Consider the following 14,646-nt stretch of genomic DNA (forward strand, 5'->3'; position numbering starts at 1 on the left):
AACCCTTATCAGGCTGATTTGATATAAATCCTTCAGCTTGATAAGGGTTATAAAATAACGAGATGATTTATGATGGATCAAAAGGCTTTGCATAAGTCGCTTGCTTCCAAACGTCGATTATTTCGCCGTCTGTTTCCGAGTCTATTACGAACGACCCATTACTATATCGATCACTAATGGCTAATTCTAATGGGAACACATCAAACTGTTTGCCTTGAGCCGTTCTAAATGCAATCATATCTTCTTCTGTGACAACATAGAAGCCACGTAGTCTATGTGGCTTACTTTTCAGCTCGCGAAGCATGACAGATCCACGCTTCGCCCTAGATGATTTCTCAAAGTCCTTGAGCTTCATCCGCTTGCATGCGCCGCGTTGTGTCATCATCACTAAAGATGGATCTGCCAAGTCATCAAATACTTGACCACTGACCACATATTCATCTTCTTTCAAGGCAATTGCCTTAACACCTTGAGCCCGTTGGCCAACTATAGATATTTCGGATTCGTGATACCATAAACCATAGCCCTTGTTAGAGGCAATGAAGACATCTGAATATCCCTTTGTCATATGGACATTCACAACCTCATCACCATCTTTTAAGTTAATCGCAATGAGCGCGCGTGAAAGCCTTTGAGCCTTATACAATTGGAAGGCACTCTTTTTGACCATCCCATTTTTAGTGAAAAATAACAAGTAAGTGTCATCCTCAAATTCGCGAACTGGAATTGATTGGACGATATGCTCATCGGAATCAATGGCTACAATGTTTGAGATGTGCTGACCGATATCCTTCCAGCGAATATCAGGCAGTTCATGTGTCGGTATATACATGAAGCGTCCTTTATTCGTGAACAGGAGTATGTGATCAGTCGTATCAAGCTCACATAAGCTAACAAGGTGATCATCGTCCTTCATGGCAAAATCCTCGCCATTAGACGCACTATATGATCGAAGGCTCGTTCGTTTAATATATCCTGCTTTCGTAACCGTAACGAGAACATCCTCACTTGCTACGAGAACTTCAATATTGATATTTAATTCTTCTATATCATGCTCTATTTTGGTACGACGCTCGGTTGAAAAAGTCTTCTTCAGCTGACGTAAATCCTTTTTAATCGTTTGAAGCAGCTTGGCTTCACTTGAAAGTACTGCTTCTAATTTAGCAATACTATCCCTTAATTCAGCCGCTTCTTTTTGTAATGACGTGATATCTGTATTTGTGAGACGGTAAAGTTGAAGCATAACAATGGCTTCAGCTTGCTTTTCTGTAAACCCATATAATTCCATTATGCGTTGCTTAGCATCTGATTTGTCTTTTGATGCGCGTATTGTCGCAATCAGCTCGTCAAGTATTGAAACAGCTTTGATGAGCCCTTCAACGATGTGTGCCCGCGCTTGCGCTTTATTTAAGTCAAAAATCGTTTGTCTCGTTACAACTTCTTTTTGATGGGCAATATAGGCATCGAGCATCGCAGGTAAAGATAGTAGCTTTGGTGTTTTGTCCTGTATTGCCACCATGTTAAAGTGATAGGTTACTTGTAGATCTGTGTTCTTATACAAATAATTTAAAATACCATTCGCATTAGCATCTTTCTTTAACTCAATGACGACCCTAAGGCCTGTACGGTCTGTTTCATCACGAACTTCTGCTATGCCTTCCACTTTTCTGTCTACGCGAAGTTCATCAATCTTTTTCACCATCACCGCTTTATTCACTTCATATGGGATTTCATCTATGACAATCTGTTGGCGATTCCCACGAAGCGTTTCAACCGCTGTTTTCCCGCGGATAATTATTTTTCCTTTACCAGTTTCATATGCCTTCTTAATACCGTCAATGCCTTGAACAATACCACCTGTCGGAAAATCAGGTCCTTTCATCACCTTCATTAAGCCATCAACATCAATAGTAGGGTGATCAATTCTTTTAATGACAGCATCGATGACTTCGTCAAGATTATGTGGAGGAATATCAGTAGCATATCCCGCCGAAATACCTGTAGAGCCGTTCACCAGTAAATTAGGGAATTTAGCAGGTAAAACGACTGGTTCAGAAATCGTGTCATCAAAGTTTGGTATGTAGTCAACAGTTTCTTTATCAATATCACGAAGCATTTCGGAAGCGATTTTCGCTAACCTTGCTTCGGTATAACGCATAGCAGCAGGAGGATCGCCGTCGATACTTCCGTTATTACCATGCATTTCGACGAGTACATTTCGAACCTTCCACTCCTGGCTAAGCCGAACCATCGCTTCATAAACAGACGAATCACCATGAGGGTGATAGTTACCAATAACTGTTCCGACTGTTTTGGCGGCTTTACGAAAGTTTTTATCATGTGTGTTTTTTTCCTCATGCATAGCAAACAATATTCTACGCTGTACCGGCTTTAAGCCGTCACGCGCATCGGGCAGTGCTCTGTCCTGAATAATATATTTACTGTATCGTGCAAAACGGTCCCCGATCACTTCTTCTAATGGGAGATCGAGGTAATTTTCTGGACGTGGCAAACTAAATCCCCCCTATTACGAATGAATTTTATCGTTTTCTAAAATATTGGCATCTTCGTGCATGCCGAATTCAACGTTGGCTTCAATCCAATTGCGTCTTGGTTCGACTTTATCGCCCATTAATGTCGTAACACGTCGTTCTGCTCGAGCAAGATCCTCGATCGTCACTCGAATTAAAGTCCTTGTTTCTGGACTCATTGTTGTTTCCCAAAGCTGATCAGCATTCATTTCACCAAGACCTTTATAGCGTTGTATCACATATCCTTGCTTAAAAGCTTTCGTTGCTTCTTGCATTTCTTCTTCATTCCAGGCATAAACAATCTTTTCTTGCTTACCTTTACCTTTAGATATTTTATACAAAGGTGGCAGTGCAATATAAATCTTTCCAGCCTCTACAAGCGGCCGCATATACCGATAGAAAAATGTCAGTAATAAAACTTGGATGTGCGCCCCATCTGTATCGGCATCTGTCATGATGATAATTTTATCATATTGAACATCATCCATTTGAAAATCCCCACCGACACCAGCACCGATCGTATGAATGATTGTAGAGATTTCTTCGTTCTTTAGAATATCTTGGATTTTAGCTTTCTCTGTATTAATGACTTTTCCTCTTAAAGGTAAGACAGCTTGGAATTTCCTGTCACGTCCCTGTTTAGCGGAGCCACCGGCAGAATCACCCTCAACAAGATACAATTCATTGCGTTTTGGGTTTTTGGACTGGGCTGGTGTTAATTTTCCGGAAAGTAGCGCATCTTTTCTACGTTTTTTCTTTCCTGTACGAGCCTCTTCACGTGCTTTTCGAGCGGACTCACGTGCTTCCTTTGCCTTTATCGCTTTCCGAATGAGCATGTTTAATATCTCTGGATTTTCTTCTAAGAAAAAAGAAAGCTTTTCTGATACAACAGCATCAACCGCTGAACGTGCTTCAGATGTTCCTAACTTTCCTTTTGTTTGACCTTCAAATTGAAGTTTTTCTTCAGGGATTCGTACAGAAATGACTGCTGTTAACCCCTCACGGATATCACTGCCTTCAAGGTTTTTTTCTTTTTCCTTGAGCAAGCCATTCTTTCGAGCGAATTCATTGAATATACGTGTCATTGCGGATTTAGCCCCTGATTCATGTGTGCCACCATCACGGGTTCTAACGTGGTTGACGAATGACAGGACATTTTCCGCGTACCCATCATTAAATTGGCAAGCGAAATCAACTTCAATCCCATCTGTTTCACCACTAAAGTCAACCGCTTCGTGGAGGGCATCTTTTTCTTCATTTAAGTAATGAATAAATGATATGAGACCGTCAGGAAATTCAAACACATCTTTTCTTTCTGAACGTTCATCTGTTAATTCAACACGCAGCCCCTTTAGCAAAAAGGCAGCTTCCCGAAGGCGCTCTGCAATCACATCATAATCATAAGAAGTTGTAGAAAAAATAGCCGGATCCGGTTTGAAATGAACACGGGAACCGGATTTTCTGACGGGTAGCCCTTTTTTCAATGGTTCAATGTCTTTGCCACCGTTAGAGAACCGTTGGTAATATGTATACCCATCACGATATGTCGTTACTTCAAGCCATTCTGAAAGGGCATTAACGACTGAAGCGCCAACACCATGAAGACCACCGCTCGTTTTATAACCGCCTTGGCCAAACTTCCCACCAGCATGTAATATTGTAAAGATAACTTCAATCGTTGGTTTCCCAGTGCGGTGCATGCCAGTTGGGATGCCTCTTCCCCGGTCTTCTACAGAAATACTATTGTCTTTATGTATGGTTACTTTAATCGTGTCACCAAAACCGTTCAGCATTTCGTCAACGGCGTTGTCAACAATTTCAAAAACGAGATGATGCAAACCTCGATGATCAGTACTACCGATATACATAGCTGGCCTTTTTCGTACAGCATCTAGGCCCTCTAGTACTTGTATAGAATCATCCGTGTACTGTGACGGTTGTTTTGTCATGAACCTTTTGCTCCCCTCTTACTTCCTAAGCTTTTCTTAATTATAAATAATAGAACATGTGTTTCAATTGCGTTCTTAATTAGGGTAAACGAATGACTATAAGTATACTATAATTAAATCCTCCTTGTATAGAGACGCTTTGCCATAAAAGAGGCTGGGACAAAAGAAGTTTAATCAAATGAAGAGCCGAACAATACGACCGCTCCGGAAATATACTTCGCGACCGACAAACACAATGTTTTAGTGGCGACGTTGGTCACAGGACGTGACCGAACTTAGTCGGTCGCGGGCTAACAGGAGGTTAGTCGTTCGATGTTGGCGCAGGACGCGCCGAACTTAGTCGACCATCCCCTCGGTTAGCCTCGGGCCAACACGATGTTGGTCATGAAGGCGTTGCGATTGTCGTCGCGACTTTAGCCTTCCTTCCCCACGCACTGCAGGGTCTAACCTAGCCTTCCTCCCGCAGGAGTCTGCGTATATTTCCGGAGCTACTGGTGAGCATTGTTCGTCTTTTGAGTTCAACTTTCAGTTATGTCCCAACCTCGCTTGGTTTTTAACGTTTGACGAGTAGTGAATGGACAACTTTTATGCAGAGATCCATAATAACCGTAAACTCATGGTTGTTTAAATACTGAGCGGCTTCATCATTAACAATCCCCTGTTGCGCCCAAAAAATACGACAATCTGTCTGGACAGCTTCTTTGGCAACGGCTGGTAAATGCTCTGGTCTACGAAAAACGTTAATAATATCAATTGGTTCTTGTACATCGGTTAATGAATTGTAAGCCTGTTCTCCGAGGACATGATCAATAGTTGGGTTGACTGGAATAATTCAATATCCATTCGCTTGCATCAATTTTGCAATTTGGTAGGAAGTTTTGTCCGGATTTGCTGACAAACCCACAACTGCAATTGTTTTTGCAGATTCTAATATTTCACGAATCTCAGCATGGCTTGGATTGTTCCATGACATATATATGTCCCCCTCCAATGATAATTCATACGTTTACAGCTTATTCTATCATATAAAATCGAATACATTAAGAGCAGTATGGGGCATTTGCTGATTCATTACGATTTTAGTGAACGTTATGATAGTATATTCCATTATGGTATTGATTCATTTCACTTTGTAAAATTCACTTTCACGATCTCGAGTAACCTATGTTATAATCAAACTAAATGACGCAGACAAAGCGTTATTCTTTTTTCAGCGTTATACGTATTTTAAAGCGAGAGAGGTCACATGTATGGAATTTGTTATGTATGCTATTATTGCTTATTTATTAGGGTCAATACCATCAGCATTAATCGTCGGAAAAATAGCGTTTAAAATTGATATTAGAGAGCACGGGAGCGGTAATTTAGGCGCAACAAACGCTTTTAGAGTGCTTGGAATAAAGGCTGGCAGTATTGTAACATTAAGTGATATTTTGAAAGGAACAGTCGCAACCCTTATCCCAGTATTAATGGGCGCAGAGCTTCACCCGTTATTAATTGGTTTATTTGCTGTCCTAGGTCACACATATCCATTATTCGCCAAATTTAGAGGCGGAAAAGCTGTTGCGACGTCAGCTGGTATTGTGCTCGGTGTGTATCCCATTCTATTTTTTATAATGATTTTAACATTCTTTGTCACGTTGTATTTTTCTAAATATGTTTCTTTGTCTTCAATGATTACAGGTGTCGTTACAATTATTGTGTCATTTCTTATCGATGATACACTTCTCATCATTATTATATTTGCGCTAACAGCGTTCGTTTTTTACCGACATAAAGACAACATTAAACGCATTAAAAATAAAACTGAACCGAAAATAAAATGGATGTAAATCATCCATAAGTCAATTAATTTGAACATAACAGGATCCTGACGTATGATTAAAATGTAAAGGAATTTATGCTATGAAATACCTGTTTATTGGGCTCATTAAATTTTATCAAAAAGCAATAAGTCCTTTTAAACCACCATCTTGTCGCTTTTTTCCGACCTGTTCGGCATATGGTCTAGAAGCATTTAAACGCTTTGGGGTAATTAAAGGGGGCTATTTGACGATAAAGCGCATTAGTAAATGTCATCCCCTTCATCCAGGGGGCGTTGATTTAGTTCCTGAGAAGAAAGGCAATAGCGTTAATAACGAGGTCGTCCGATCTAAGGAGTGACATATTATGAACATTACATTAACACCATCAGCTGCCAATTGGTACAGGGAAGATTTTGACGCAACTGAAACGACGGCGATACGATTTTTTCCTCGCTATGGGTTTGGTGGCCGGATTCCGGGATTTTCCCTAGGCGTCAAACAAGCCACTCCGGTTGATGTCTTTACATCAACCGAAGTGGACGGTATGTTGTTTTTTATTGAAGAAAGTGATGCATGGTATTTTGAAGGTGTTGAACTGCATGTATCATTTGATGAACATGTTCAAGCGCCACAGTTTAACTATTATTAATGTGAGTCATAAGCTTTATTTGTCATTTAAAATGATTAAGTTGATCCAGGTGCCCCTCTTGCATCAGGATCTTTTTTTGTGCAGATCCAAACAAATCAAAATGTGGGTAATGCTTTTGTTTCTGATCAATCCATTCTCTTTTTAAGCCGTATTTTTGCCCCCAAGCTTCTAATTTAGCTAAATCAGAACATCCGACTTTAGTGACTGTGTCACAATCAGGAAAGCGCTCATCAAGCCAGTAATGGGTTAAAAAAGCAATTTCCCCTTGCTCTACCGTTCTTTTCCATTTATTAAGCTCCGTTCTTGATATTCCAAACGCCATTACATCTACTCCTTTACTTGCATGCTATATGTATGATGCCATTCAGGAAATGCTTTTCTTAGAGATAATGGGCGAAAACTATCTTTTTTTACGATAACATGTTCTGTTTCACCACTGACAGCTACTTCGCCGTCTTTATTGATGATGTCATAAGCATATACCGATCGTATACCGTCATAAGCCTTAAGCCATGTTTCAACATGTACATTTTCACCGTAACGAATCGGCTTCTTAAATGAAATGTGTGCATTTACAACTGGAGAAACAATACCCCGTTTTTCCATTTCTGCATAATCGAATCCTAGATGTTTAATGAGGTGCGTTCGTCCAATTTCAAACCAAACTAAATAATTTGCATGGTATACGACCCCCATCTGATCCGTTTCTTGATATCGAACGTCTATTGGTGTTTGGATTTTATCAGCCAAAAAAAAGGCCCCTTTCTATGAGATGTAACTCTATTTTAACATAATGGGCCATTACAGACATAAAAAACCAGGTCTATAAATCGCTGACCTGGTTTCGTACCTCATTATTGTTGATCATGATATTCGTCTTTAATTTCCTGTCTCATGCCTTCAATTGCTTGTTCACGGCGTTTATTTTTGGCCTCCAATTGCTGTTTTTCATTGCCCGATAAATGTGCCATCGTATCATGAGAGTCTTCAATATTTTCGATTGTATTTTGCACCATCTGCTGCAGTTTTTCTACATTATCACTTCTGTCATCAGGTTTTGGTTCATACTTATGATCTGTCATCTATCGTACCTCCATTTGATTTAATGACATACATCAGTAGTTTTCACGATTTCTTAAAAGCTTATGCATTGGAATTAAACGTGCTTTAAGCAATACCTGATTTTAAATAGTGGTTATATCGTGTATACGTCCTATCTTCATTTATTGGACATTTTTTTACGCTTTTGTTCCAAGTTTTCTTCAATTTTACCCATAAGTGCTCGGTCTTGTAAGATTTGTTTGCGGTTTTCCTGTACGAGCTCTTCAAATGATACCCGTTTTTTTAATGCCATCGTTATCACTCCTTTAAAAGAAGTGTGACCATTTTTTAAAAACTATATACAGTTCTACGTACGTCATTATTAGATGTAACCAAAAAACGTCAAAAAAAAGCCTCACACATCTGTGAGAGACTTTTTTTGACGTGAACAGTTAGTTGCTCATCTTTTGTCTTAATACCATCTGCAAAATGCCACCATGACGGTAGTAATCAATTTCAACCTCACTATCAAAACGGGCAACCGCTTTAAACACTGTTTGCTTTCCAGTTTCATCAATAGCAGTGACGTTTACAAGGTCATGCGGCTGAACAGATTCGTCTACTTGAACGTGGAACGTTTCCTTACCGGTTAAGCCAAGCGAATCAGCACTTTGACCTTTCTCGAATTGTAATGGAAGGACCCCCATCATGACGAGATTGGAACGGTGAATGCGCTCAAAGCTCTCAGCAATAACCGTTTTAATGCCTAATAAATTTGTTCCTTTTGCTGCCCAGTCTCGTGATGATCCCATACCATAATCTTTTCCAGCGAGTACGATAAGCCCCGTACCTTCCGCTTGATATTTCATAGCAGCATCATAAATTGGCATAACATCCCCTGTTGGCCAATATGTCGTATAGCCACCTTCAGTTCCTGGTGCAAGCTGGTTGCGTATCCGAATATTCGCAAACGTACCGCGCATCATAATCTCGTGATTGCCTCGGCGTGAACCATAGGAGTTAAAGTTTCTCGGTGTAACCCCTTTATCTTGTAAATATTGGCCTGCAGGCATATCCTTTGCGATTGCGCCGGCTGGTGAGATGTGATCTGTTGTAACAGAATCGCCAAATTTCCCAATGGCACGTAACGCGTTTAAAGGAAGAACAGACCCTGCTTCTTTTTCTAGGTTCTCGAAAAATGGTGGATTTTGAATATAAGTTGAATCTGTATCCCACTCAAATAATGGTTCGTCAGTCGTTTGTATGTCGTTCCATTTATCGTTAGAACGGAAAACATCATCATATTCTTTTCGGAATATAGATGGATTCACGACGTTTTCTACTTCCTGTTTTATTTCCTCCATTGATGGCCAAATATCCTTCATATAAACTGGATGACCCTCTGCGTCTGTGCCGATCGCATCTTTAGTTAAATCGATATCGACAGTCCCTGCTAATGCGTATGCAACAACTAACGGCGGTGAGGCTAAATAATTTGCTTTGACGAGTGGGTGAATACGACCTTCAAAGTTACGGTTACCAGAAAGCACACTTGAAACCGTTAGATCATTTTTGACAATTGCATCTTCAATTTCTGGAAGAAGTGGTCCAGAGTTTCCGATACATGTCGTACAACCGTATCCAACAAGACTAAATCCGAGCTTATCCAAATAGGACATTAACCCTGCATCTTCAAGGTACCGTGTTACGACCTTTGAGCCAGGTGCTAATGACGTTTTAACATAGCTTGCAACAGATAATCCTTTTTCAACAGCCTTTTTCGCTAAAAGACCGGCACCAAGCATTACATATGGGTTAGACGTATTTGTACAAGACGTGATGGCAGCTATCGCCAAAGAGCCTGTTTTCATGACGGATGTTTGCCCGTTGTCATGATGAATCGTTACTTCTTTATTAAATTCAGATGCATCTAATCCGAAGCCCTGATTCCCTTCAGGTGCTGTTATAGCTTTATTGAATGTATGCTGCATATCTGATAATGAGATCAGGTCCTGTGGGCGTTTAGGTCCTGACAAATTCGGCTCAAGTTCAGAAAGATTAATTTCAACAACTTGAGAATAATGTGGATCAGGTTGATCAGACGTATACCAAAGATCATTTTTCTTAGCGTAGGTTTCTACAAGATCTATTTGTTCATCACTGCGCCCAGTGAGATGAAGATAGCGTAATGTTTCCTCGTCAATTGGGAAGAAACCACAAGTCGCTCCATATTCAGGTGCCATATTTGAAATTGTCGCACGATCTGCTAATGGCATATCTGCAAGACCAGGACCGAAGTATTCAACAAATTTACCAACAACATTATGTTCACGTAATACTTGCGTTACTTTTAATGCAAGGTCAGTAGCTGTTGTTCCTTGTGGGAAACTACCGGTAAATTTAACACCGATAACTTCAGGTGCTGGAAAATAAGACGGTTGTCCGAGCATGCCAGCTTCTGCTTCAATGCCGCCAACACCCCAGCCAAGGATACCGAGTCCATTAATCATTGTCGTGTGTGAGTCTGTACCTACTAATGTGTCAGGAAAAGCATCATACTGACCATCGCCATTTTCTATTCCATGTACGACGTTTGCAATATATTCTAAATTCACTTGGTGAACAATGCCTGTTGCTGGTGGGACAGCCCGGTAATTGTCAAATGCTTTTTGAGCCCAGTGAAGAAATTCATAACGCTCAGCATTTCGATTGAATTCAAGCTCCATATTCGCTTTTAAAGCAGTCGCTGTGCCATATTCATCCACTTGAACTGAATGGTCAATAACAAGATCGACTGGGACCTCTGGATTAATTTTGTCTGGTTCCCCTCCCAAGTCAACCATTGCTTTACGTAATGATGCCAAATCCACAACGGCTGGAACTCCTGTGAAGTCTTGTAAAATAACACGAGATGGTTTAAATGGTACATCGACATTCCCCTGAGCTTTGCCCCAATTGAGCAATCCCTCGATATGTTCCTCTTTAATGACGTGTCCATCTTGTTGCCGGAGAACAGATTCAAGTAATACACGTATTGTGTACGGCAACCTTGAAATAGTCCCCGCTTGATTGCCTTCAAGTGATTTTAAAGCATAGTAATTGTACGTTTTTCCATTTAATTCAAATTGCTTTCGCGCATTTAACGATTGATTCTCTCCCATTTGCTTATAACTCCTTTCAGCTCTGTGCAAATCTTGCCGGTTCATGCTTCTCGTACACCCCAAAAGACAAACGACTGTTTAATATCAATCGTCTGCCTACTTTAATAGTATATGAAGATTGCGGATAACTCAATGAATTAGAGACGTTTCATAGATATGAAATAATTATTCAGTGTGATAAGTATTGCTTATACATTTACTGTATTTGATTATTGAACCGGTAATATAATTTGAAAGGTACTACCTTCATTCGGTTTAGAAAAGATGTTTAATGTCCCATTATGCTTTGTCAGGATTTGATGGGTAATCATGAGACCAAGTCCTGTTCCCCCTTCTTTAGTTGTAAAGAAAGGTTCCTTAAGCTTATGAATGATTTCCTGTGGTATTCCAGAACCTTCATCACTTACATCAATATTGACCGAGTTGTTCGCTTGATAGGATTGAATGACCACCTTACCTTTATGTGCCATAGCTTCTAATGCGTTCTTTATAATATTAATGAGTACTTGTTTGATTTGTGAACGATTACATTGGATCTCGCAATCGTCGCCTTGCTGCCAAACGATATCAATATTTCTTATTTTCCCTTGTGGTCGTAGTAAATAAATGACATCATTTATCATCTCATTAATAGATTCTAACTTAATATCATTAGATACAGGCTTTGAAATAAACAGGAGCTCTGACGTAATTGCTTCCATCTTATCAATCTCATCAAGCATAATTTTATAATATTCTTCTTTTTGATTTAACCCACCCTGTAACAGTTGTATAAATCCTTTTAATGACGTTAAAGGGTTTCGAATTTCATGTGCAATTCCAGCAGCTAATTGCCCGGCTACAGACATTTTTTCCGATCGAATCATTAGCTCCTCTGCCTCTTTTTTATCAGAAATGTCTTTTAAAAGTGCAATATAATATGTTTGTGTATCAAGATCACGTTTTGTAATGCATGTTTCAAACCAAATCCACTTTCCATATTTATCACTCACACGTACATTAAAAATCTCTGTATGATCAGAATGAGTTATTTCAACGGCATTCATTGATTCTATATCCGCTGGTGCTAACTTATCATGCCATCCTGTTCCAATGAGTTCAAGCGGTTCATAGCCCAGCTTACGTTTAACAGATTGAGAAGTATAAACATTTTCGCCGTTTTCATTATACATCATTACGATATCGTGATTATGATGATCAAGCCATTGTAAGATAGATGGTGGTAAATCTTCTAAATGCTTTATTGCCGTCAGATCTTCCATCACATTATTTCTCTCGGATTTTGATATCATGACCATCCCTCCTTTTGTCAATTTACTACAAATTAAGTACTCCAAACATTCATATGACAATAATCGTAAAAAAATGATGATTTCTTGTATGTATTCGATATTCCCATTATAATGTGTAATATTACTATATAACAGCAGAAAAATAAAACTTTGTCCTTTTTGTGAACGACAAAGGAAGATTTTTCTTGAAAAATGGGTGGTATAATGTCTATTTTTGTCGATTTATTCATTATTCTTTGGGGGTTTTTATTAATTGGACTCATGGCAATTGGCGGGTTTTTTATGTTTCGCAAATTCCTTAAACGTTTGCCGAAAGAAGACGGGAAATCAGATATGGATTGGGAGGAATACTACTTTAACGAAACAAAAGACTCATGGCCTGATGTTGAAAAGCAATTGTTAGAGGAGCTTGTTGCACCTGTTCCAGAATTGTTCCGTGATGTTGCGAGACATAAAATTGCAAGTAAGATTGGTGAATTGGCACTTCTCGAGGAAAAAAATCAGATTGATCAAGATTTAATTATTAGAGGATATATTATCGCTACACCAAAGCGCGATCATAAATTTCTTAAAAAGAAGCTCAAGCAAAAAAAGATCGATATAGAACAATATGAGCATCTATTCCTTTACTCTCGAGACGACTATGAAGAAAAGTGGGAAGAACGCTACCAAAAACAAAAGCAACAGTAAATACAGAGACGTGTACATAAAAAGCACCATCACGATATCATGTGTGATGGTGCTTTTGTAGCTAATTTCTTTTTTAGTGTTTGAAATTGATACAGCATGGCTAATCGCCATGTAATGATCATACCGAATGCTAGTAAAAAGAACATACCACTCATCTCTCCTAATGAGATAGCTGTCCAACCACCGATGACAAGCTTTAAAATAATTCGCGCAGCCAATAATCCAATTAAAACAATGGCGAATGCTTTAGAAGGTATTAAATATATACCGTCACGGCGAATTTCAAACTTTGATGTTTTGATTAAAAAGAGAGAGAAAATCAAGCCAACGCCAACAGCCTCTAATACTTGTGTCCATGGAACGCGAAACACAGGAAACAGGAACATTAAGGCGCCAGTGCTCATCATGATTGGTGGAATAATAATTTTTTTAACAGTAACGGGCTTTCGTGCAGCTTTCATCCGAATTATGATCATAAATATGGCCATGAACGCTGCTAAAACAGTACTGGCAATTATCCAAAACATAAAAAACCAACATCCTTGCTCATTGTGCTCTCATTAGTGCTCGTCCAATAGTTTCGAGAACGCGACTTGGATCAAATGGTTTAACGATAAAATCAGTAGCACCAAATTCAATGGCTTCAACGACCACTTTTTGTTGGCCCATCGCAGAACAGACGACAATAATGGCATTAGCATCTATTTTAATGATTTCCTGAATGGCATCAATTCCATTCATAATTGGCATTGTAATGTCCATCGTAACAAGATCGGGTTTTAAAGTTTGATAAAGATGAACAGCTTCCTGACCATTTTCTGCTTGACCTACAACTTCATGACCTTCTCTTTGTAATATATTCGACAATGTCACGCGCATAAAATTTGCATCGTCCGTAACGAGTATGCGTGCCATATATATCCCCCCGATCATAATCACTAAAGACATATTCATTGCCCATATCATTTGTGAGACTAGGCAAAATCATGAACAAATAGATGGTGAACATATAAAAATGCCTTGTTTATGCAAGGCCCCTCTTGTGTAAAACAATGAACATGCAATTCATGTTAAAAACCAATGTGCTATGCGTTTGGTTTATTGATCTTCTGCAATCGTTGAAATAATGGTAATGGTAACGCCCAACACTGTCAGGAACACACCAATATCAAAAATCATTGCCGTCGCCAATTCAATTTTACCAAATATCGGTAATGTCACATATGTAAATGTTTGTGAAAGAAAAGGTACACCAATGAAAAGCGACACAATTCCTGTTGTAACAGCAATGAGCAATCCAATCAATATTAATAAACGAAAATTGATGGGGAGAATTTTTTTTACAATGTCCATGCCGTATGCCATGTACATTAACAATATTGCAGATGAAGTCATTAAGCCTCCAATAAACCCACCACCGGGAGAATTATGTCCAGCTAAAAGTAAGTAAATTGAAAAGCCTAGTAAAATAAATGCTATCAAAGACGTTGTCGTACGAAAAATTAAATCATTTGGTTTGTACATCGTG

15 protein-coding genes and 1 pseudogene are annotated in these 14,646 nt (G+C 39.2%); 4 read left to right on the top strand and 12 right to left on the bottom strand.

Annotated features, from left to right (window positions below; all coding sequences use genetic code 11):
* Nucleotides 1-67: 67 nt before the first annotated feature.
* From parC to HPC67_RS00645, 3 genes and pseudogenes are all read right to left on the bottom strand, one after another.
* Complete coding sequence (gene parC, locus HPC67_RS00635; RefSeq protein WP_217585507.1) at nucleotides 68-2,512, bottom strand: DNA topoisomerase IV subunit A; 2,445 nt, start codon at nucleotides 2,510-2,512, stop codon at nucleotides 68-70.
* Nucleotides 2,513-2,527: 15 nt separating this feature from the next.
* Nucleotides 2,528-4,480 carry a DNA topoisomerase IV subunit B gene (gene parE / locus HPC67_RS00640; RefSeq protein ID WP_217585508.1) on the bottom strand — a complete coding sequence of 651 codons (1,953 nt, stop codon included), beginning with the start codon at nucleotides 4,478-4,480 and terminating at the stop codon, nucleotides 2,528-2,530.
* Between the two features lie 553 nt (nucleotides 4,481-5,033).
* Nucleotides 5,034-5,453 (bottom strand): annotated as a pseudogene (locus tag HPC67_RS00645) (CoA-binding protein).
* A 277-nt stretch (nucleotides 5,454-5,730) separates the two neighbouring features.
* Here HPC67_RS00645 and plsY point away from each other — a divergent pair.
* From plsY to HPC67_RS00660, 3 genes are all read left to right on the top strand, one after another.
* The gene (gene plsY / locus HPC67_RS00650; protein WP_217585509.1) at nucleotides 5,731-6,312 is read left to right on the top strand and encodes a glycerol-3-phosphate 1-O-acyltransferase PlsY; all 582 of its coding nucleotides are present in this window, start codon (nucleotides 5,731-5,733) and stop codon (nucleotides 6,310-6,312) included.
* 73 nt (nucleotides 6,313-6,385) lie between these two features.
* Nucleotides 6,386-6,643 carry a membrane protein insertion efficiency factor YidD gene (yidD, locus tag HPC67_RS00655; RefSeq protein WP_217585510.1) on the top strand — a complete coding sequence of 86 codons (258 nt, stop codon included), beginning with the start codon at nucleotides 6,386-6,388 and terminating at the stop codon, nucleotides 6,641-6,643.
* A gap of 6 nt (nucleotides 6,644-6,649) precedes the next feature.
* The gene (locus tag HPC67_RS00660; RefSeq protein ID WP_217585511.1) at nucleotides 6,650-6,934 is read left to right on the top strand and encodes a HesB/YadR/YfhF family protein; all 285 of its coding nucleotides are present in this window, start codon (nucleotides 6,650-6,652) and stop codon (nucleotides 6,932-6,934) included.
* 22 nt (nucleotides 6,935-6,956) lie between these two features.
* Here HPC67_RS00660 and HPC67_RS00665 read toward each other — a convergent pair whose 3' ends face one another.
* The 6 genes from HPC67_RS00665 to HPC67_RS00690 all read right to left on the bottom strand — a co-directional run bounded on the left by HPC67_RS00665 (nucleotide 6,957) and on the right by HPC67_RS00690 (nucleotide 12,428).
* Nucleotides 6,957-7,256 carry a hypothetical protein gene (locus HPC67_RS00665; RefSeq protein WP_217585512.1) on the bottom strand — a complete coding sequence of 100 codons (300 nt, stop codon included), beginning with the start codon at nucleotides 7,254-7,256 and terminating at the stop codon, nucleotides 6,957-6,959.
* 5 nt (nucleotides 7,257-7,261) lie between these two features.
* Nucleotides 7,262-7,684: an acyl-CoA thioesterase gene (locus HPC67_RS00670; protein WP_217585513.1), complete on the bottom strand. Its 423-nt coding sequence runs from the start codon at nucleotides 7,682-7,684 to the stop codon at nucleotides 7,262-7,264.
* A 104-nt stretch (nucleotides 7,685-7,788) separates the two neighbouring features.
* Nucleotides 7,789-8,016: a small acid-soluble spore protein Tlp gene (gene tlp / locus HPC67_RS00675; protein ID WP_217585514.1), complete on the bottom strand. Its 228-nt coding sequence runs from the start codon at nucleotides 8,014-8,016 to the stop codon at nucleotides 7,789-7,791.
* Nucleotides 8,017-8,153: 137 nt separating this feature from the next.
* The gene (locus tag HPC67_RS00680; RefSeq protein ID WP_217585515.1) at nucleotides 8,154-8,288 is read right to left on the bottom strand and encodes an FbpB family small basic protein; all 135 of its coding nucleotides are present in this window, start codon (nucleotides 8,286-8,288) and stop codon (nucleotides 8,154-8,156) included.
* A gap of 139 nt (nucleotides 8,289-8,427) precedes the next feature.
* On the bottom strand, nucleotides 8,428-11,136 hold the full coding sequence (gene acnA / locus HPC67_RS00685) for an aconitate hydratase AcnA (protein ID WP_217585516.1): 2,709 nt from the start codon (nucleotides 11,134-11,136) through the stop codon (nucleotides 8,428-8,430).
* A 209-nt stretch (nucleotides 11,137-11,345) separates the two neighbouring features.
* Entirely contained in the window at nucleotides 11,346-12,428 is a 1,083-nt protein-coding gene (locus HPC67_RS00690; protein WP_246569567.1) for an ATP-binding protein, read from the bottom strand.
* A gap of 204 nt (nucleotides 12,429-12,632) precedes the next feature.
* Between HPC67_RS00690 and HPC67_RS00695 the strand changes: the two genes are divergently transcribed.
* Entirely contained in the window at nucleotides 12,633-13,118 is a 486-nt protein-coding gene (locus HPC67_RS00695) for a DUF2621 family protein (RefSeq protein ID WP_217585518.1), read from the top strand.
* Nucleotides 13,119-13,147: 29 nt separating this feature from the next.
* Here the strand turns inward: HPC67_RS00695 and HPC67_RS00700 are convergent, their stop codons facing one another.
* The 3 genes from HPC67_RS00700 to HPC67_RS00710 form a co-directional block, all read right to left on the bottom strand.
* Nucleotides 13,148-13,645, bottom strand: a complete 498-nt coding sequence (locus tag HPC67_RS00700; RefSeq protein WP_217585519.1) for a CcdC family protein — start codon at nucleotides 13,643-13,645, stop codon at nucleotides 13,148-13,150.
* Nucleotides 13,646-13,664: 19 nt separating this feature from the next.
* Entirely contained in the window at nucleotides 13,665-14,033 is a 369-nt protein-coding gene (locus tag HPC67_RS00705) for a response regulator (RefSeq protein WP_217585520.1), read from the bottom strand.
* Between the two features lie 183 nt (nucleotides 14,034-14,216).
* A complete protein-coding gene (locus HPC67_RS00710; RefSeq protein WP_217585521.1) occupies nucleotides 14,217-14,642 on the bottom strand; it encodes a Na(+)/H(+) antiporter subunit B in 426 nt (141 codons plus the stop codon).
* Between the last annotated feature and the right edge of the window lie 4 nt (nucleotides 14,643-14,646).

Origin of the sequence: Lentibacillus saliphilus (assembly GCF_019093865.1) — a bacterium.
GTDB lineage: Bacteria > Bacillota > Bacilli > Bacillales > Amphibacillaceae > Lentibacillus_B > Lentibacillus_B saliphilus.

Excerpts from the sequence above, each read along its gene's own strand:
- parE (WP_217585508.1), bottom strand. The coding sequence starts at position 4,480 with ATGACAAAACAACCGTCACAGTACACGGATGATTCTATACAAGTACTA.
- plsY (WP_217585509.1), top strand. The coding sequence starts at position 5,731 with ATGGAATTTGTTATGTATGCTATTATTGCTTATTTATTAGGGTCAATA.
- yidD (WP_217585510.1), top strand. The coding sequence starts at position 6,386 with ATGAAATACCTGTTTATTGGGCTCATTAAATTTTATCAAAAAGCAATA.
- HPC67_RS00660 (WP_217585511.1), top strand. The coding sequence starts at position 6,650 with ATGAACATTACATTAACACCATCAGCTGCCAATTGGTACAGGGAAGAT.
- HPC67_RS00665 (WP_217585512.1), bottom strand. The coding sequence starts at position 7,256 with ATGGCGTTTGGAATATCAAGAACGGAGCTTAATAAATGGAAAAGAACG.
- tlp (WP_217585514.1), bottom strand. The coding sequence starts at position 8,016 with ATGACAGATCATAAGTATGAACCAAAACCTGATGACAGAAGTGATAAT.
- HPC67_RS00680 (WP_217585515.1), bottom strand. The coding sequence starts at position 8,288 with ATGGCATTAAAAAAACGGGTATCATTTGAAGAGCTCGTACAGGAAAAC.
- acnA (WP_217585516.1), bottom strand. The coding sequence starts at position 11,136 with ATGGGAGAGAATCAATCGTTAAATGCGCGAAAGCAATTTGAATTAAAT.
- HPC67_RS00690 (WP_246569567.1), bottom strand. The coding sequence starts at position 12,428 with ATGATATCAAAATCCGAGAGAAATAATGTGATGGAAGATCTGACGGCA.
- HPC67_RS00695 (WP_217585518.1), top strand. The coding sequence starts at position 12,633 with ATGTCTATTTTTGTCGATTTATTCATTATTCTTTGGGGGTTTTTATTA.
- HPC67_RS00700 (WP_217585519.1), bottom strand. The coding sequence starts at position 13,645 with ATGTTTTGGATAATTGCCAGTACTGTTTTAGCAGCGTTCATGGCCATA.
- HPC67_RS00705 (WP_217585520.1), bottom strand. The coding sequence starts at position 14,033 with ATGGCACGCATACTCGTTACGGACGATGCAAATTTTATGCGCGTGACA.
- HPC67_RS00710 (WP_217585521.1), bottom strand. The coding sequence starts at position 14,642 with ATGTACAAACCAAATGATTTAATTTTTCGTACGACAACGTCTTTGATA.